The organism is Mesorhizobium sp. M1142, assembly GCF_040318565.1.
In the GTDB taxonomy this organism is placed as follows: Bacteria; Pseudomonadota; Alphaproteobacteria; order Rhizobiales; family Rhizobiaceae; genus Mesorhizobium.
In genome coordinates, this window is the sequence record NZ_JAMYMK010000010.1 from 1 (window position 1) to 16,465 (window position 16,465).

Sequence of the window (16,465 nt, forward strand, 5' to 3'; positions counted from 1 at the left end):
GCCATGGAAGAGAAGCTGCGCTTCGCCATCCGTGAAGGCGGCCGCACCGTCGGTGCCGGCATCGTCGTCACCATCAAAGAGTAATTTGGACTTAAACCGATCTGTCGCGGGCGCTGCCCGCGCCGCGCCAGAACAAGGAAGTGACGCATGAACGGACAGAATATCCGCATCCGCCTGAAGGCGTTTGATCACCGGGTGCTCGACGCCTCGACACGGGAAATCGTGTCGACCGCCAAGCGCACCGGCGCCAACGTCCGCGGCCCAATTCCGCTGCCGACGCGGATCGAAAAGTTCACGGTCAACCGGTCGCCTCACGTCGACAAGAAGAGCCGCGAGCAGTTCGAGATGCGCACGCACAAGCGTCTGCTCGACATCGTCGACCCGACCCCGCAGACGGTCGATGCTTTGATGAAGCTCGACCTGGCCGCCGGTGTCGACGTCGAGATCAAGCTCTAAGAAACCAGAGGTCAGCGGGGCGACCCGGAACTCTGAAGGAACAAGAGGCGTGGAGGGGCGACAGCCCCGACAGGGAACTCTAAAGGAATTGAACCGATGCGTTCAGGTGTGATTGCAAAGAAGGTGGGAATGACCCGCATCTACAACGATGCCGGGGAACATGTTCCCGTCACTGTTCTCCAGATGGAGAACTGCCAGGTCGTGGCGCAGCGCACGCAGGAGAAGAACGGCTATACCGCCGTCCAGCTCGGCGTTGGCCTTGCCAAGGTGAAGAACACGTCGAAGGCGATGCGCGGCCATTTCGCGACCGCTTCCGTCGAGCCCAAGGCCAAGGTTGCCGAGTTCCGCGTCTCCGCCGACAACATGATCGATGTCGGCGCCGAGATCACCGTCGAGCATTTCGTCGTCGGCCAGAAGGTCGATGTGACGGGAACCACGATCGGCAAGGGTTTCCAGGGCGTCATCAAGCGGCACCACATGGGTGGCGGCCGCGCGACGCACGGCAACTCGGTGTCGCACCGTACACACGGCTCGACCGGCCAGCGCCAGGATCCGGGCAAGGTGTTCAAGGGCAAGCATATGGCCGGACACATGGGTGACACCCGCGTCACCACGCAGAATGTCGAGGTCGTCTCGACTGACGCCGATCGTGGCCTGATCCTGATCCGCGGTGCGGTCCCGGGTTCGAAGGGTGCATGGATCCTGGTCCGCGATGCGGCCAAGGTGGCGCTTCCGGCCAATGCGCCGAAGCCCGCCGCGATCCGCGCCGTTGCAACCGATGGTGCCGCCAAGAACGAGGCCCCGGCCACAGAGGGAGCGGAATAATGGACCTCAAGATTACAACGCTTGGCGGCAAGGACGCCGGTAAGCTGAAGCTCTCCGAAGAGATTTTCGGCCTTGATCCGCGCGAGGACATCCTGCAGCGCGTCGTGCGCTGGCAGCTCGCCAAGAAGCAGCAGGGCACGCACAAGGCCAAGGGCCGCGCGGAAATCGCCCGCACCGGCGCCAAGATGTACAAGCAGAAGGGTACCGGCCGCGCCCGTCACCATTCGGCTCGCGCTCCGCAGTTCCGCGGCGGCGGCAAGGCCCACGGCCCGGTCGTGCGCAGCCACGAGCACGATCTGCCGAAGAAGGTGCGTGCGCTCGGTCTCAAGCATGCGCTTTCGGCCAAGGCCAAAAGCGCGTCGATCATCATCATCGACGAGCTGAAGCTGACCGAGGCCAAGACCAAGGCACTGATCGCGAATTTCGCGACGCTGGGCCTGAGCAACGCCCTGGTGATCGGCGGCGCCGAGCTTGACAAGAATTTCAAGCTGGCCGCGACCAACATCCCGAACATCGACGTGCTGCCCATCCAGGGCATCAACGTCTACGACATTCTGCGCCGCGGCACGCTGGTCCTTTCCAAGGCCGCCGTCGAGGCTCTCGAGGAGCGCTTCAAATGACCGACCTTCGTCACTACGACGTGATCGTCTCGCCGGCGATCACCGAAAAGTCGACCATGGCTTCCGAGCAGAACCAGGTCGTCTTCAATGTCGCCAAGAAGGCGTCGAAGCCGGAAATCAAGGCCGCCGTCGAAGCGCTGTTCGGCGTCAAGGTGATGGCTGTGAACACGCTTGTCCGCAAGGGCAAGATCAAGCGCTTCCGCGGCACGATCGGCCGCCAGAGCGACGTCAAGAAGGCGGTTGTGACGCTGGCCGACGGCCAGTCGATCGACGTCGCGACGGGTCTCTGAGCAAGGTCGCGAGGACAGAACAATGGCACTGAAAAAATTCAACCCGGTAACGCCGAGCACCCGTCAGCTGGTCATCGTCGACCGCTCGGGCCTCTACAAGGGCAAGCCCGTCAAGGGCCTGACCGAAGGCCTGACCAAGTCGGGCGGCCGCAACAATTACGGCCGCATCACGGCCCGCTTCATCGGCGGCGGTCACAAGCGCACCTACCGCATCATCGACTTCAAGCGCCGCAAGTTCGACGTCGTCGGTACGGTTGAGCGTATCGAGTACGATCCGAACCGCACCGCCTTCATCGCGCTGATCAAGTACGACGATGGCGAGCTGTCCTACATCATCGCCCCGCAGCGTCTGGCTCCCGGCGACAAGATCGTGGCCGGTGAATCGGTCGACGTGAAGCCGGGCAATGCGATGCCGCTGGCCTCGATGCCGGTCGGCACGATCGTCCATAATATCGAGCTGAAGCCCGGCAAGGGCGCTCAGGTCGCCCGTTCGGCCGGTGGTTATGGCCAGCTCGTCGGCCGCGACCAGGGCATGGCGATCCTGCGCCTCAATTCGGGCGAGCAGCGTGTCGTCCACGGCTCCTGCATGGCCACTGTCGGCGCCGTGTCCAACCCAGACCACGGTAACATCAATGACGGCAAGGCTGGCCGCACCGTGTGGCGTGGCAAACGTCCGCACAATCGCGGCGTGACCATGAACCCGGTCGACCATCCGCATGGCGGCGGCGAAGGCCGCACCTCGGGTGGCCGCCATCCGGTTTCGCCCTGGGGCAAGCCGACCAAGGGCAAGAAGACGCGGTCCAACAAGGCGACCGACAAGTTCATCCTGCGCTCGCGCCATCAGCGCAAGAGCTAAGAAGAGGTAACGCCAAGTGACTCGTTCGATTTGGAAAGGCCCCTTCATCGACGGCTACCTTCTGAAGAAGGTGGACAAGGTTCGTGAAGGTGGTCGCAATGAGGTGATCAAGATGTGGAGCCGCCGCTCCACCATCCTGCCGCAGTTCGTCGGCTTCACCTTCGGCGTCTACAACGGCCAGAAACACGTTCCCGTCTCGGTGAACGAGGACATGGTCGGTCACAAGTTCGGTGAATTCGCTCCGACCCGGACCTATTACGGTCACGGCGCGGATAAGAAGGCGAAGAGGAAATAATCATGGGCAAGGCCAAAGCTCCGCGCAGGCTTGCTGACAACGAAGCGCGCGCCGTGTTGCGCACGATCCGTATCAGCCCGCAGAAGCTGAACCTGGTTGCCGCGCTGATCCGCGGCAAGAAGGTCGCGACAGCGCTTTCCGACCTCGAATTCTCGGCCAAGCGGATTTCCGGCACGGTCAAGAAGACGCTGGAATCGGCGATCGCCAACGCGGAAAACAACCACGACCTCGACGTCGATGCGCTGATCGTGGCGGAAGCCTATGTCGGCAAGTCGATTGTCATGAAGCGGTTCCATGCCCGTGGCCGTGGTCGCGCCAGCCGTATCGAGAAGCCGTTCTCGCACCTCACGATCGTCGTTCGTGAAGTCGAAGAAAAAGGGGAGGCCGCATAATGGGCCAGAAAGTCAATCCGATCGGTCTGCGTCTCGGCATCAACCGCACCTGGGATTCGCGGTGGTTCGCGAACACCGGCGAATACGGCAAGCTGCTGCACGAGGACATCAAGATCCGCAAATATCTTGAGAAGGAACTCAAGCAGGCTGCGATCTCGAAGGTCGTGATCGAGCGTCCGCACAAGAAGTGCCGCGTCACCATCCATGCGGCGCGTCCGGGCCTGATCATCGGCAAGAAGGGCGCCGACATCGAGAAGCTTCGCAAGAAGCTGATGGAGATGACCAAGTCCGAGACGCATTTGAACATCGTCGAAGTGCGCAAGCCGGAGATCGACGCGACCCTGGTCGCCCAGTCGATCGCCCAGCAGCTCGAGCGCCGCATCGCGTTCCGCCGCGCCATGAAGCGCGCCGTCCAGTCGGCGATGCGCCTGGGTGCCGAAGGCATCCGCATCAACTGCGCCGGCCGTCTCGGCGGCGCCGAGATCGCGCGCATGGAATGGTATCGCGAAGGCCGCGTGCCGCTGCATACGCTGCGCGCCGATGTCGACTACGGCACGGCCGAGGCGAATACGGCCTACGGTATCTGCGGCGTCAAGGTCTGGGTGTTCAAGGGCGAGATCCTCGAGCACGACCCGATGGCTTCGGAGCGCCGCGCCACCGAGGGCGATCATGCGCATGGTGGTGGTGAGCGCGAGCGCGGTCGCCGTCGCGAAAACGCGTAAGACAGTCAGGAATTTGGAGTTAGAACGATGCTGCAGCCAAAGCGCACAAAGTTCCGCAAGCAGTTCAAGGGCCGCATCCACGGTACCGCCAAGGGCGGCACCAACCTGGATTTCGGTGGTTTCGGGCTGAAGGCGCTTGAGCCGAATCGCGTCACCGCGCGTGAGATCGAGGCGGCTCGCCGCGCGATCACCCGCGAGATGAAGCGCGCCGGCCGGGTGTGGATCCGTATCTTCCCGGACGTGCCGGTTACGTCGAAGCCGACTGAAGTCCGTATGGGTAAGGGCAAGGGCGCCGTCGACTACTGGGCGGCACGCGTCAAGCCGGGTCGCATCATGTTCGAGATCGACGGCGTCAACGAAGAAACCGCCCGTGAGGCGCTGCGTCTCGGCGCGGCCAAGCTCTCGGTCAGGACGCGCTTCGTACAGCGCATCGCAGAATAAGGACGGGCTGATCATGAAAGCCGAAGACATCCGGACCAAGACGCAGGACCAGCTGACCGACGACCTGGCCAGCCTGAAGAAGGAGCAGTTCAACCTGCGCTTCCAGAAGGCCACCGGCCAGCTTGAGAAGACCGCGCGCGTGAGGCAGGTCCGCAAGGACATTGCGCGTATCAAGACCATCGCTGCGGAAAAGTCCGCGGCCAAGAAGGCTTAAGGACGAAAACCATGCCAAAGCGCATTCTGCAGGGCACCGTCGTCAGCGACAAGAACGAGAAGACGGTTGTCGTCAAGGTCGAACGGCGCTTCACGCATCCCGTGATGAAGAAGACCGTGCGCATGACCAAGAAGTACAAGGCGCACGACGAGAACAACGCCCACAAGGTCGGTGATCAGGTGTTCATCCAGGAATCGAAGCCGATTTCCAAGGACAAGCGCTGGGTCGTGGTGTCTTCGGACCAGGCCTGATCGGGGCTAACGAAACGAATTTTGGACAGACCGGGGAGGGGTGAGAAACCCGTCCCGTTAGAAAAGAAGAAGGCGGCCAGTCATGATTCAGATGCAAACAAACCTCGACGTCGCGGATAATTCCGGCGCCCGTCGTGTCATGTGCATCAAGGTGCTGGGCGGCTCGAAGCGGAAATACGCTTCCGTGGGCGACATCATCGTGGTGTCGATCAAGGAAGCCATCCCGCGCGGCCGCGTCAAGAAGGGCGATGTGATGAAGGCGGTCGTGGTTCGCACGGCCAAGGACATCCGCCGCCCGGACGGCAGCGTGATCCGTTTCGACAAGAACGCAGCCGTTCTCGTCGACAACAAGAAAGAGCCGATCGGCACGCGTATCTTCGGACCGGTTCCGCGCGAACTCCGCGCCAAGAACCACATGAAGATCATCTCGCTCGCGCCTGAAGTGCTGTAAGGAGCCGGACCAATGCAAAAGATTAGAAAAGGCGACAAGGTCGTCGTGCTGGCCGGCAAGGACAAGGGCCGTTCGGGCGAAGTCCTTTCGGTGCAGCCGAAGGACGACACCGCGCTGGTGCGCGGCGTCAACCTGATCCGTCGTCATCAGAAGCAGTCCCAGTCCCAAGAGGGCGGGATCATCACCAAGGAAGCGCCGATCCAGCTGTCGAACATCGCGCTGGCCGACCCCAAGGATGGCAAGCCGACCCGCGTCGGCTTCATCTTCCAGAAGGACGGCAAGAAGGTGCGCGTCGCCAAGCGCTCGGGAGAAGTCATCAATGGCTAAGGCTCAAACCAAGCAGGCAACTGCCCAGAACACGCCGCGCCTCAAGCAGGTCTACAACGAGACCATTCGCAAGGCGCTGCAGGAGCAGTTCGGCTACGAGAACGAGATGCAGGTTCCGCGCATCGACAAGATCGTGTTGAACATGGGCGTCGGCGAGGCGACCGGCGATTCGAAGAAGCCTTCGATCGCGGCGGAGGACCTTGCAATGATCGCCGGCCAGAAGGCCGTTGTCACCCGCGCCCGCAACTCGATCGCCGGCTTCAAGGTTCGCGAGAAGATGCCGATCGGCGCCAAGGTCACGCTGCGCAAGGAACGCATGTACGAGTTCCTCGACCGCCTCGTGAACATCGCACTGCCGCGCGTCCGCGACTTCCGCGGGCTCAACCCGAAGAGCTTCGATGGCCGTGGCAACTATGCCATGGGCATCAAGGAACACATCGTGTTCCCGGAGATCAACTACGACAAGGTTGATCAGATCTGGGGCATGGACGTCATCGTTTGTACGACTGCGAAGACGGACGACGAAGCCAGGGCATTGCTCAAGGCCTTCAACTTCCCCTTCCGCCAGTAACGGCAGCGAGAAAAGGAAAAATCTGAAATGGCAAAGACCAGCTCAGTCGAGAAGAACAACAGGCGCCGCAAGCTTGCGGACCAGTTCGCTGCCAAGCGCAAGGTGCTCAAGGCGATCATCATGGATCAGTCCAAGCCGATGGAAGAGCGCTTCCGCGCTCAGCTGAAGCTTTCGGCGCTGCCGCGCAACTCGGCCAAGACCCGCATCCGCAACCGCTGCGAAGTCACCGGACGTCCGCGTGCCTATTATCGCAAGCTCAAAGTATCGCGTATCGCGCTTCGTGATCTCGGCAATAACGGCCAGATCCCGGGCCTGGTCAAGTCGAGCTGGTAAGGAGGACATAAGATGTCATTGAGCGATCCTCTCGGCGATATGCTGACCCGCATCCGCAACGCGTATGGCCGTAAGAAGTCGAGCGTTTCGACGCCGGCTTCGCGCCTGCGCACCCGTGTCCTCGACGTGCTGAAGGCCGAAGGCTATATCCGCGACTACAGCCAGACCGACTTCGACAACGGCAAGTCCGAAATCGAGATCGAGCTGAAGTATTTCGACGGTGCGCCGGTGGTGCGCGAAATCGCCCGGGTCTCGAAGCCCGGCCGCCGCGTCTACGTTTCGGCCAAGTCGATACCACACGTCGCCAACGGCCTCGGCATCGCCATTCTTTCGACGCCGAAGGGTGTGATGGCCGACCACGAAGCGCGCGAACAGAATGTCGGCGGGGAAATCCTCTGCCAGATCTTCTGATCTGGTATGTGACCCGTTGGAATCCGGCTTTCGGGATCAAGTCCCGAAAACCGAGACCTGAAACAAGAGAAGTGACGAGGACAACAGAATGTCTCGTATTGGAAAGAAACCCGTTTCGCTGCCGCAGGGCGTGACCGCGACCGTCAACGGCCAGACCGTGACGGCGAAGGGTCCGAAGGGCGAGCTGAAGTTCGTGGTGAACGACGAAGTGCTGGTCAAGATGGAAGGCAGCGAGATCGCTGTCCAGCCGCGCGACCAGACCAAGACCGCCCGTTCCAAATGGGGCATGTCGCGCACGCAGATCGTCAACATCCTGCAGGGCGTCAAGGACGGCTTCGAAAAGAAGCTCGAGATCACCGGCGTCGGCTATCGCGCCGCGATGCAAGGCAAGAACCTGCAGCTGGCGCTCGGCTTCAGCCACGACGTTGTCTACGAGACGCCGCAGGGCGTGACGATTTCGGTGCCGAAGCCGACGGAAATCACCGTGACCGGCATCGACAAGCAGCAGGTCGGCCAGGTTGCCGCCGAGATCCGCGAGTACCGCAGCCCCGAGCCCTACAAGGGCAAGGGCGTTCGCTATGCTGGCGAGAAGATCGTCCGCAAGGAAGGCAAGAAGAAGTAATTTTAACGCCGCGGGGAGCGGTCGCGGGAGGCTCGTCCTACCGCATATGGTTGCCCCCGTTTTTTGAAGGCAAGGAACTGATATCATGGGCTCGAAAGAATCCACCCAACGCCGCGCTCAGCGCGTCCGCCGCCAGATCAAAAAGGTTGCCGGCGATCGTCCGCGTTTGTCGGTCCATCGCACGTCGAAGAACATCTATGTCCAGGTGATCGACGACGCCAAGGGCCACACCATCGCGGCTGCTTCGACGCTTGAGAAGGAGCTCAAGGGCTCGCTCAAGACCGGCGCCGACACCGCGGCCGCAGCTGCCATCGGCAAGCTGATCGCCGAGCGTGCCTCGAAGGCCGGCGTCAAGGAAGTCGTCTTCGACCGCGGCGCCTACATCTACCACGGCCGCGTCAAGGCGCTTGCCGAGGCTGCACGTGAAGGTGGTCTGAGCTTCTAAAAACGAAATTCGCCCCGGCGACCCACAGAGGCCGCCGGATATCATCATCAACCGTGCTTCCGGAAAAAAACAAGGAACAGGATATGGCACAGGAACGTAGGGATGGCGGCCGTGGCCGTGATCGCGAAGAGCGCGACGACGGCATGGTCGACAAGCTCGTCCACATCAACCGTGTCGCCAAGGTCGTCAAGGGCGGCCGGCGCTTCGGCTTTGCAGCACTCGTTGTCGTCGGCGACCAGAAGGGCCGCGTCGGCTTCGGCCACGGCAAGGCGCGCGAAGTGCCGGAGGCGATCCGCAAGGCGACCGAATCGGCCAAGCGCGACATGATCTTCGTGCCGTTGCGCTCGGGCCGCACGCTGCACCATGACGTCGAGGGACGCTGGGGCGCGGGACGGGTCCTGCTGCGCGCCGCCAAGCAAGGTACCGGCATCATCGCCGGCGGCCCGATGCGCGCCGTATTCGAGACGCTCGGCATGCATGACGTGGTCGCCAAGTCGATGGGTTCTTCCAACCCCTACAACATGGTTCGCGCCACTTTCGACGCGCTGAAGAGCCAGATGCATCCGAAGGATGTGGCTGCCGCGCGCGGCATCAAGTATTCGACCCTTCAGGCCCGCCGCGGCACCGCCGTTGCGGCTGAAGAATAGTCGACGCTGACCAGGGATCTGACCATGGCCAAGAAAGCAACCAAGACCATCACCGTCGAGCAGATCGGTTCGCCGATCCGCCGGCCGAAGGAGCAGCGCGCAACGCTGGTCGGCCTCGGCCTCAACAAGATGCACAAGCAGCGCACGCTGGAGGATACGCCCTCGGTGCGCGGCATGATCGCTGCCGTCCAGCATCTCGTCCGCGTCGTGGACGAGGGCTGAGCCAGAGCGCAGGAGAATCCAGATGAAACTCAATGATCTGCGTGACAAGGACGGCGCGACGCACTCCAAGAAGCGTCTCGGCCGTGGCATCGGTTCCGGTTCGGGCAAGACCGCCGGTCGCGGCGTTAAGGGCCAGAAGGCGCGCTCCGGTGTCGCCGTCAACGGCTTCGAGGGTGGCCAGATGCCGCTCTACCGGCGTCTGCCGAAGCGCGGCTTCAACAATATCTTCGCCAAGAGCTTCACTGTCGTGTCGCTGGCCCGCATCCAGGCGGCGCTCGATGCCAAGAAGCTTGACGCTAAGACAGTTGTGACGGCCGAGGCGCTGGTTGCGGCCGGCGTCATCCGTCGCGTCAAGGACGGCGTGCGCATCCTTTCGGACGGCGACATCAAGGCCAAGCTTGCCTTCGACGTGGCCGGAGCCTCCAAGGCCGCGATCGAGAAGATCGAAAAGGCCGGCGGCTCGGTGAAACTGCCTGAGCAGGCAGCCGCCGAGTAACGGCAATTTGAAGCACGTTCGGCAAAGGCGGAATTCGGTTTTGCCTGCGGTCGTGCTTTGATCCGACAGATGTGGCGGCCGCATCAACGCGGCCGCTTGCATGTTTGCAGTCCGGAGCTTATCTCGTGAGCTTCGGTGACACGCGCCGCCTGAGCTGCGGGCATCGAGCGTGACCAAGCGGAGAATCAGGCATGGCTTCGGCTGCTGAACAACTAGCCTCGAATCTGAATTTTTCGGCCTTCGCCAAAGCCGAGGATTTGAAGAAGCGCATCTGGTTCACCATCGGCGCGCTGCTCGTCTACCGTCTTGGCACCTACATCCCGCTGCCCGGCATCAATCCCGACGCTTTCGCCCAGGCCTTCTCGTCGCAGAGCAAGGGCGTGCTCGGCATGTTCAACATGTTCGCCGGCGGCGCCGTGCAGCGCATGGCGATCTTTGCCCTTGGCATTATGCCCTATATCTCCGCTTCCATCATTATGCAGCTGATGACCTCGGTCATTCCATCGCTGGAAGCGCTGAAGAAGGAAGGCGAGCAGGGCCGCAAGATCATCAACCAGTACACGCGCTACGGCACAGTGCTTCTGGCGCTTGTCCAGGCGTACGGGATTTCGGTCGGGCTTGAGGGCGGCAACGGCATCGTCAACGATCCCGGCATGTTCTTCCGCATCTCTACCGTCGTCACGCTGGTCGGCGGCACCATGTTCCTGATGTGGCTTGGCGAGCAGATCACCGCCCGCGGCATCGGCAACGGCATTTCGCTGATCATCTTCTCCGGCATCGTCGCCGGCCTGCCGCGCGCCATCTCCGGCACGCTGGAGCTTGGCCGCACCGGCGCCTTGTCGACCGGCCTGATCCTGGCGATCATCGTGCTCGCCATCATCGTCATCGCGCTGATCGTCTTCTTCGAGCGCGCCCAGCGCCGCCTGCTGATCCAGTATCCCAAGCGCCAGGTTGGCAATCGCATGTTCCAGGGCGATACCTCGCATCTGCCGCTGAAGCTCAACACGTCCGGCGTCATTCCGCCGATCTTCGCCTCGTCGCTGCTGCTACTGCCTGCGACCGTCGCCGGCTTCTCGCAGACCACCAATATGCCTGCATGGGCTAGCACCATCCTGGCGGCGCTCGGCCACGGCCAACCGCTCTATATGGCCTTCTACGCGGCGATGATCGTGTTCTTCGCCTTCTTCTATACGGCGATCGTCTTCAATCCGAAGGACACCGCCGACCAGCTCAAGAAGCATTCGGGCTTCATCCCGGGCTATCGTCCGGGCGAGCGCACTGCGGACTATATCGACTATGTGCTCACCCGCATCACCGTCGTCGGCGCCATTTATCTGGTGCTGGTGTGTCTGTTGCCCGAGTTCCTGATTTCAGCGACTGGCGTACCGTTCTACCTTGGTGGCACTTCGCTCCTGATCGTGGTCAGTGTAACGCTCGATACGGTGGCGCAGATTCAGGGTCACCTGATCGCGCACCAGTATGAGGGCCTGATCAAGAAGTCGAAGTTGCGCGGGGGGAAAAAGGCCAGATGAGGTTGATATTGCTTGGACCGCCGGGGGCGGGCAAGGGGACACAAGCACTGAGACTGGTAGAACGACACGGCATCCCACAGCTTTCCACGGGGGACATGCTGCGTGCTGCTGTTCAGGCCGGCACCGAAGTCGGCAAGCGCGCCAAGGCGGTGATGGACGCTGGCGAACTGGTGTCCGACGCTATCGTCAATGCCATCGTGGCCGAGCGCATCGATCAAGCTGATTGCGCAAACGGTTTCATCCTTGACGGGTATCCCCGAACTCTGGTGCAAGCGGACGCCGTTGAGGAAATGCTGTCGGATCGCGGACTGGAGCTAGACGCGGTCATCGAATTTGTCGTCGACGACAAGGCGCTGGTTGGCCGAATCGTCAAGCGCGCCGAAGAAGCCAAGGCCGCAGGCCTGCCGGTGCGCAAGGACGACAGTCCAGCGGTGTTCGAAGAACGCTTGAGGGAATATTACAAGAAAACCTCGCCGCTGATCGGCTACTACTATGCCAAGGGCAAACTCAAGGGCGTCGATGGCATGGCCGACATCGATGCGGTGACGCAGCAGATCGAGGCGGTGCTCAGGGCGACGACCCGGCAGGTTGGCCGAGCGGCCGGCTAGAGAATCGAACGATTGCGCTTGACTGGAGCGGCCCGCTGGGGTATGGCGGCCCGTCTTCCTATCAGGCATGAGGCTTGCTTGTCCGCAAGGGCAAGGCAGGCCGCTTTGAACTGGAAACTCCCGCAAGGGCCGGCCTCCACCGGACGCGGGGCAACTTGAAGCGCCGGCTCGCCCGGCCTACATGGAGAAGAGAAGAACATGGCTCGTATAGCCGGCGTCAACATTCCGACCAACAAGCGCGTCGTCATCGCGCTTCAATACATTCACGGCATTGGCAAGAAGTTCGCCCAGGAGATCGTCGACAAGGTCGGCATCCCGGCCGAGCGTCGCGTCAACCAGCTGACCGACGCGGAAGTGCTGCAGATCCGCGAGACCATCGACCGCGACTATCAGGTCGAGGGCGATCTGCGCCGCGAAGTGTCAATGAACATCAAGCGACTCATGGACCTCGGCTGCTACCGCGGTCTGCGTCACCGCCGCTCGCTGCCGGTTCGTGGTCAGCGCACACATACCAATGCGCGCACCCGCAAGGGGCCGGCCAAGTCGATTGCCGGAAAGAAGAAGTAATTTAGGGCAGTAAGGAGTAGGGCAGTAAGGCACTAGGAACGGCAGACATACTGCCCTACTGCCATATTCCCCTACTGCCTTCTCCCTGGTGGAGCCGCTGGCATTACGGCGGTGTAGAGATCAACTGAAAGGACCATCATGGCCAAGGAAGCCACTCGTGTTCGCCGTCGCGAACGCAAGAACATCTCGTCGGGCGTTGCCCACGTTAATTCGACCTTCAACAACACGATGATCACCATTACCGACGCGCAGGGTAACTCGATTGCCTGGTCGTCGGCTGGAGCCCAGGGCTTCAAGGGATCGCGCAAGTCGACCCCGTTCGCTGCCCAGATGGCCGCCGAAGATGTTGCCAAGAAGGCCCAGGAACACGGCATGCGTATGCTGGAGGTCGAGGTCTGTGGACCCGGCTCCGGTCGTGAATCGGCGCTGCGCGCGCTGCAGGCCGCCGGCTTCACCATCACCTCGATCCGTGATGTGACGCCGATCCCGCATAATGGTTGCCGCCCGCGCAAGAAGCGCCGCGTTTAAAGAATTTACCGAACGCCGCGCGAGCGCCTCAAGGGCGCTCCTCCACGGTATTCCAGGTCGCCCGCCACGATTGGATGGTGGCGGGACAACGGAAGGAAAGCACTATGATCCAGAAAAATTGGCAAGAACTGATAAAGCCGAACAAGATCGAGTTCTCGTCGAAGAAGAAGACGCTGACCACGCTCGTCGCCGAGCCGCTCGAGCGCGGCTTCGGCCTCACCCTCGGCAACGCGCTGCGCCGCGTGCTTCTATCTTCGCTGCGTGGCGCGGCTGTGACCGCCGTGCAGATCGACGGCGTTCTGCATGAATTCTCGTCCATCGCCGGCGTGCGCGAGGACGTGACCGACATCGTCTTGAACATCAAGGAAATCGCCATCCGTATGGAAGGCGACGGCCCCAAGCGCATGGTCGTACGCAAGCAGGGACCGGGTGCGGTTCTCGCCGGCGACATCCAGACCGTTGGCGACGTCGAGATACTCAATCCCGACCACGTCATCTGCACGCTGGACGAGGGCGCTGAAATCCGCATGGAATTCACCGTCGACACCGGCAAGGGCTATGTGCCGGCCGACCGCAACCGCGCCGAGGACGCGCCGATCGGGCTGATCCCCGTCGACAGCCTGTATTCGCCGGTCAAAAAGGTCTCCTACAAGGTCGAGAACACCCGCGAGGGCCAGGTTCTCGACTATGACAAGCTGACCATGACCATCGAGACCGATGGTTCGATCTCGGGCGAGGACGCAGTGGCCTTCGCCGCTCGCATCCTGCAGGACCAGCTCGGCCTGTTCGTCAATTTCGACGAGCCGCAGAAGGAAGTCGCCGCCGAACAGGTTACCGAGCTTGCCTTCAACCCGGCGCTGCTCAAGAAGGTCGACGAGCTCGAGCTTTCGGTGCGTTCGGCCAACTGCCTGAAGAACGACAACATCGTCTATATCGGCGACCTGATCCAGAAGACCGAAGCCGAGATGCTGCGCACCCCGAACTTCGGCCGCAAGTCGCTGAACGAGATCAAGGAGGTCTTGGCGGCGATGGGCCTGCATCTCGGCATGGAAGTGCCGGACTGGCCGCCGGAAAACATCGAAGACCTCGCCAAGCGTTACGAAGATCAATATTAAGCATGATCCCGAACCGAAGGTCAGCGCAGCAAAAAGTTGCAGACTTTTCGGACAAGATCATGCGGCTAACCAACTGGGGCTCAGGCCTCTTGAAACCGCAATGAAGGAGAAGAGCCATGCGCCACGGATTTAAAGGCCGCCGGTTCGCCCGCAGCATAAGCCATCGCAAGTCGATGTTTGCCAACCTTGCCGTGTCGCTTATCGAGCACGAGCAGATCCTCACCACGCTGCCGAAGGCGAAGGATTTGCGTCCGATCGTCGAGAAGCTGGTGACGCTCGGCAAGCGCGGCGACCTGCACGCCCGCCGCCAGGTTATTGCCCAGATCGGCGATGAAGGCGTCGTCAAGCGCCTGTTCGATACCATCGCGCCACGTTATGCCACCCGCAACGGCGGCTATCTGCGCATCATGAAGGCCGGCTTCCGCCACGGTGATAACGCGGCAATGGCGGTCATCGAGTTCGTCGACCGCGACACCTCGGCCAAGGGCGCCGGCGACCGTGCCCGCATCGAGGCCGAAGGCACCGACGAGGAAGCCGCAGCCGCATAAGGCTCGGCTTTCCTGAGAAGTTCAAAAGGGGCCTTCGGGCCCCTTTTTCTGTTTCCGAAGGTACCGGGCAGGGCTAGCAGGGGTTTTGTCACCGGTTTTTGCGGCGACTACCAAAATAATCGGATTTCAGCGGCTTAGCCTTTCATTTTGCACAATCGTCAGGACAATGGCGCCCGACTTGGAGGATTCGGAATGCGCGTTAAACGGCTGTCCATTGTTCTGATCTGCGCCTTGATGGCGTTGGCCGTCGTGCCTGCGGCCAGGCACGCGCTGGCGGAGGAGACCAAGCCAGATCCTGGTCTGTCCGACGTGCTGACCGATCTGTTGCATGGCGTCGAAGGCGAAAACGCCACCTCCGGCCCCGACAAGCGCGTGCCCTTCGGCCGCGAGGAGGTGCAGCTGTCCTTTGCGCCGCTGGTCAAGCAGACGGCGCCGGCTGTAGTCAATGTCTACGCCTCGCAGACCGCCAAGGTGGCGTCACCCTTCGACGGCGATCCGTTTTTCGAGGAGTTCTTCGGCCGCTCGCAGCCGCGCGCGCAGTCGTCGCTCGGTTCGGGGGTACTGGTCGATCCGACCGGCGTCGTGGTCACCAATTTCCATGTCGTCAAGGACGCCGACCAGGTCAAGGTCGCGACCGCCGACGGGCGCGAATTCGACAGTAAGGTGCTGCTCAAGGATGAGACGCTCGACCTCGCCGTGCTCAAGATTTCTTCTGACAAGCCGTTCCCGGTGATCGCCATCGGCGATTCCGACGCGCTCGAGGTCGGCGACCTGGTGTTGGCGATCGGCAATCCGTTCGGGGTCGGCCAGACCACCACCAGCGGCATCATTTCGGCGGTGGCGCGCAGCCATATCGGCATCTCCGATTCCAGCTTCTTCATCCAGACCGATGCCGCCATCAACCCCGGCAATTCCGGTGGCGCGCTGGTCAACATGGGAGGGCAGCTGATCGGCATCAACACCGCGATCTATAGCCGTAGCGGCGGCTCGATCGGCATCGGCTTTGCCATCCCTTCGAACATGGTCCGCGCCTTCGCCGATGCGGCCAAGGCCGGGCTCGACTTCTTCGAGCGGCCGTATGCCGGTGCCGAGTTCGAGGCGGTGACGCCGCAGATTGCGGAATCGCTCGGCATGGACAAACCGACCGGTGCGCTGGTTTCTTCGGTCGAAGAGGCGGGACCCGCGGCCAAGGCAGGGCTCAAGCCTGGCGACGTAGTGCTGTCGCTCAACGGCAAGCCGGTCGAGAGCGTCGGGGCGCTGGACTACCGGATGGCGACGCTGTCGATTGGTACGAATGCCAGCTTCGGCGTTCTGAGCAAGGGTCAGCAAGCGACGATGGACATCGCTCTGGAACGACCGCCCGAAGGCGCCAAAGCTGCGGAACTCACATTGCGCGGCCGCAGCCCCTTTTCCGGCGCCAAGGTTGCTGAACTGTCGCCACGGCTTGCCCAACGGCTCGGTCTGCGCACCGATGTCAAAGGCGTAACCGTGGTCGACATCAACCGCGATTCGCCCGCTGCCGATTTTGGATTCCAGCCGGGCGACATCGTGCGTGAGGTCAATGGCCTGACGATCGACAAGGCGGCGACCCTGGAACAGGTAGCCCAGCAGGATACGCGCTGGTGGCGCTTTACCGTCGAGCGCGGCGGGCAGATACTGCGCCAGGTGTTGCGTTACTGA

The 16,465-nt window shown here is 62.0% G+C and carries 29 protein-coding genes; all 29 read left to right on the forward strand.

Annotated elements, in window-relative coordinates; all coding sequences use genetic code 11:
* A partial coding sequence (locus NKH42_RS17505; RefSeq protein WP_455749504.1) for an EF-Tu C-terminal domain-related protein occupies positions 1–84 on the forward strand: 84 nt, incomplete at its 5' end.
* Positions 85–147: 63 nt separating this feature from the next.
* Positions 148–456, forward strand: a complete 309-nt coding sequence (rpsJ, locus tag NKH42_RS17510; protein ID WP_006205468.1) for a 30S ribosomal protein S10 — start codon at positions 148–150, stop codon at positions 454–456.
* Positions 457–552: 96 nt separating this feature from the next.
* Positions 553–1,281 (forward strand): 50S ribosomal protein L3, encoded by a 729-nt coding sequence (rplC, locus tag NKH42_RS17515; RefSeq protein ID WP_023717519.1) that lies wholly within the window; start codon positions 553–555, stop codon positions 1,279–1,281.
* Positions 1,281–1,901 (forward strand): 50S ribosomal protein L4, encoded by a 621-nt coding sequence (rplD, locus tag NKH42_RS17520; protein WP_023675140.1) that lies wholly within the window; start codon positions 1,281–1,283, stop codon positions 1,899–1,901. The genes rplC and rplD overlap by 1 nt, the downstream gene beginning before the upstream one ends.
* Complete coding sequence (locus NKH42_RS17525) at positions 1,898–2,191, forward strand: 50S ribosomal protein L23 (protein WP_006205465.1); 294 nt, start codon at positions 1,898–1,900, stop codon at positions 2,189–2,191. The genes rplD and NKH42_RS17525 overlap by 4 nt, the downstream gene beginning before the upstream one ends.
* Before the next feature lie 22 nt (positions 2,192–2,213).
* A complete protein-coding gene (rplB, locus tag NKH42_RS17530) occupies positions 2,214–3,047 on the forward strand; it encodes a 50S ribosomal protein L2 (protein WP_023675138.1) in 834 nt (277 codons plus the stop codon).
* Between the two features lie 16 nt (positions 3,048–3,063).
* Positions 3,064–3,342, forward strand: coding sequence for a 30S ribosomal protein S19 (gene rpsS, locus NKH42_RS17535; RefSeq protein ID WP_006205463.1), 279 nt, complete (start codon positions 3,064–3,066; stop codon positions 3,340–3,342).
* Positions 3,343–3,344: 2 nt separating this feature from the next.
* The gene (rplV, locus tag NKH42_RS17540) at positions 3,345–3,734 is read left to right on the forward strand and encodes a 50S ribosomal protein L22 (protein ID WP_006205462.1); all 390 of its coding nucleotides are present in this window, start codon (positions 3,345–3,347) and stop codon (positions 3,732–3,734) included.
* A complete protein-coding gene (gene rpsC, locus NKH42_RS17545; protein ID WP_352507451.1) occupies positions 3,734–4,456 on the forward strand; it encodes a 30S ribosomal protein S3 in 723 nt (240 codons plus the stop codon). Before rplV ends, rpsC begins: the two co-directional genes overlap by 1 nt.
* 27 nt (positions 4,457–4,483) lie before the next feature.
* Positions 4,484–4,897, forward strand: a complete 414-nt coding sequence (gene rplP / locus NKH42_RS17550) for a 50S ribosomal protein L16 (protein ID WP_006205460.1) — start codon at positions 4,484–4,486, stop codon at positions 4,895–4,897.
* Between the two features lie 13 nt (positions 4,898–4,910).
* Positions 4,911–5,111, forward strand: coding sequence for a 50S ribosomal protein L29 (rpmC, locus tag NKH42_RS17555; protein ID WP_006205459.1), 201 nt, complete (start codon positions 4,911–4,913; stop codon positions 5,109–5,111).
* Positions 5,112–5,122: 11 nt separating this feature from the next.
* Positions 5,123–5,362 carry a 30S ribosomal protein S17 gene (gene rpsQ / locus NKH42_RS17560; RefSeq protein WP_023675136.1) on the forward strand — a complete coding sequence of 80 codons (240 nt, stop codon included), beginning with the start codon at positions 5,123–5,125 and terminating at the stop codon, positions 5,360–5,362.
* 82 nt (positions 5,363–5,444) lie between these two features.
* Positions 5,445–5,813, forward strand: coding sequence for a 50S ribosomal protein L14 (gene rplN / locus NKH42_RS17565; protein ID WP_006205457.1), 369 nt, complete (start codon positions 5,445–5,447; stop codon positions 5,811–5,813).
* Positions 5,814–5,825: 12 nt separating this feature from the next.
* Entirely contained in the window at positions 5,826–6,140 is a 315-nt protein-coding gene (rplX, locus tag NKH42_RS17570; RefSeq protein ID WP_254817150.1) for a 50S ribosomal protein L24, read from the forward strand.
* Positions 6,133–6,711: a 50S ribosomal protein L5 gene (gene rplE, locus NKH42_RS17575; RefSeq protein WP_008875670.1), complete on the forward strand. Its 579-nt coding sequence runs from the start codon at positions 6,133–6,135 to the stop codon at positions 6,709–6,711. Before rplX ends, rplE begins: the two co-directional genes overlap by 8 nt.
* 27 nt (positions 6,712–6,738) lie before the next feature.
* Positions 6,739–7,044 (forward strand): 30S ribosomal protein S14, encoded by a 306-nt coding sequence (gene rpsN, locus NKH42_RS17580; protein WP_023675134.1) that lies wholly within the window; start codon positions 6,739–6,741, stop codon positions 7,042–7,044.
* Positions 7,045–7,056: 12 nt separating this feature from the next.
* Positions 7,057–7,455 carry a 30S ribosomal protein S8 gene (gene rpsH / locus NKH42_RS17585; RefSeq protein WP_006205453.1) on the forward strand — a complete coding sequence of 133 codons (399 nt, stop codon included), beginning with the start codon at positions 7,057–7,059 and terminating at the stop codon, positions 7,453–7,455.
* 88 nt (positions 7,456–7,543) lie between these two features.
* Positions 7,544–8,077 carry a 50S ribosomal protein L6 gene (gene rplF / locus NKH42_RS17590; RefSeq protein WP_023675133.1) on the forward strand — a complete coding sequence of 178 codons (534 nt, stop codon included), beginning with the start codon at positions 7,544–7,546 and terminating at the stop codon, positions 8,075–8,077.
* Between the two features lie 85 nt (positions 8,078–8,162).
* Positions 8,163–8,522 carry a 50S ribosomal protein L18 gene (gene rplR, locus NKH42_RS17595; RefSeq protein ID WP_023675132.1) on the forward strand — a complete coding sequence of 120 codons (360 nt, stop codon included), beginning with the start codon at positions 8,163–8,165 and terminating at the stop codon, positions 8,520–8,522.
* An 83-nt stretch (positions 8,523–8,605) separates the two neighbouring features.
* Positions 8,606–9,169 carry a 30S ribosomal protein S5 gene (gene rpsE, locus NKH42_RS17600; protein WP_006333394.1) on the forward strand — a complete coding sequence of 188 codons (564 nt, stop codon included), beginning with the start codon at positions 8,606–8,608 and terminating at the stop codon, positions 9,167–9,169.
* A gap of 24 nt (positions 9,170–9,193) precedes the next feature.
* Entirely contained in the window at positions 9,194–9,391 is a 198-nt protein-coding gene (rpmD, locus tag NKH42_RS17605) for a 50S ribosomal protein L30 (protein WP_006205449.1), read from the forward strand.
* Between the two features lie 22 nt (positions 9,392–9,413).
* Complete coding sequence (rplO, locus tag NKH42_RS17610) at positions 9,414–9,887, forward strand: 50S ribosomal protein L15 (protein ID WP_023675131.1); 474 nt, start codon at positions 9,414–9,416, stop codon at positions 9,885–9,887.
* Positions 9,888–10,078: 191 nt separating this feature from the next.
* Positions 10,079–11,419: a preprotein translocase subunit SecY gene (gene secY / locus NKH42_RS17615; RefSeq protein ID WP_023675130.1), complete on the forward strand. Its 1,341-nt coding sequence runs from the start codon at positions 10,079–10,081 to the stop codon at positions 11,417–11,419.
* Positions 11,416–12,027 carry an adenylate kinase gene (locus NKH42_RS17620; RefSeq protein ID WP_352507450.1) on the forward strand — a complete coding sequence of 204 codons (612 nt, stop codon included), beginning with the start codon at positions 11,416–11,418 and terminating at the stop codon, positions 12,025–12,027. Before secY ends, NKH42_RS17620 begins: the two co-directional genes overlap by 4 nt.
* A gap of 198 nt (positions 12,028–12,225) precedes the next feature.
* Positions 12,226–12,594, forward strand: a complete 369-nt coding sequence (rpsM, locus tag NKH42_RS17625) for a 30S ribosomal protein S13 (RefSeq protein WP_006205445.1) — start codon at positions 12,226–12,228, stop codon at positions 12,592–12,594.
* A 138-nt stretch (positions 12,595–12,732) separates the two neighbouring features.
* A complete protein-coding gene (gene rpsK / locus NKH42_RS17630; RefSeq protein WP_023799279.1) occupies positions 12,733–13,122 on the forward strand; it encodes a 30S ribosomal protein S11 in 390 nt (129 codons plus the stop codon).
* A gap of 104 nt (positions 13,123–13,226) precedes the next feature.
* Positions 13,227–14,237 carry a DNA-directed RNA polymerase subunit alpha gene (locus NKH42_RS17635; protein ID WP_023675128.1) on the forward strand — a complete coding sequence of 337 codons (1,011 nt, stop codon included), beginning with the start codon at positions 13,227–13,229 and terminating at the stop codon, positions 14,235–14,237.
* Between the two features lie 116 nt (positions 14,238–14,353).
* Positions 14,354–14,785 carry a 50S ribosomal protein L17 gene (gene rplQ, locus NKH42_RS17640; protein WP_352974328.1) on the forward strand — a complete coding sequence of 144 codons (432 nt, stop codon included), beginning with the start codon at positions 14,354–14,356 and terminating at the stop codon, positions 14,783–14,785.
* A gap of 192 nt (positions 14,786–14,977) precedes the next feature.
* Positions 14,978–16,465, forward strand: coding sequence for a DegQ family serine endoprotease (locus NKH42_RS17645; protein ID WP_352507449.1), 1,488 nt, complete (start codon positions 14,978–14,980; stop codon positions 16,463–16,465).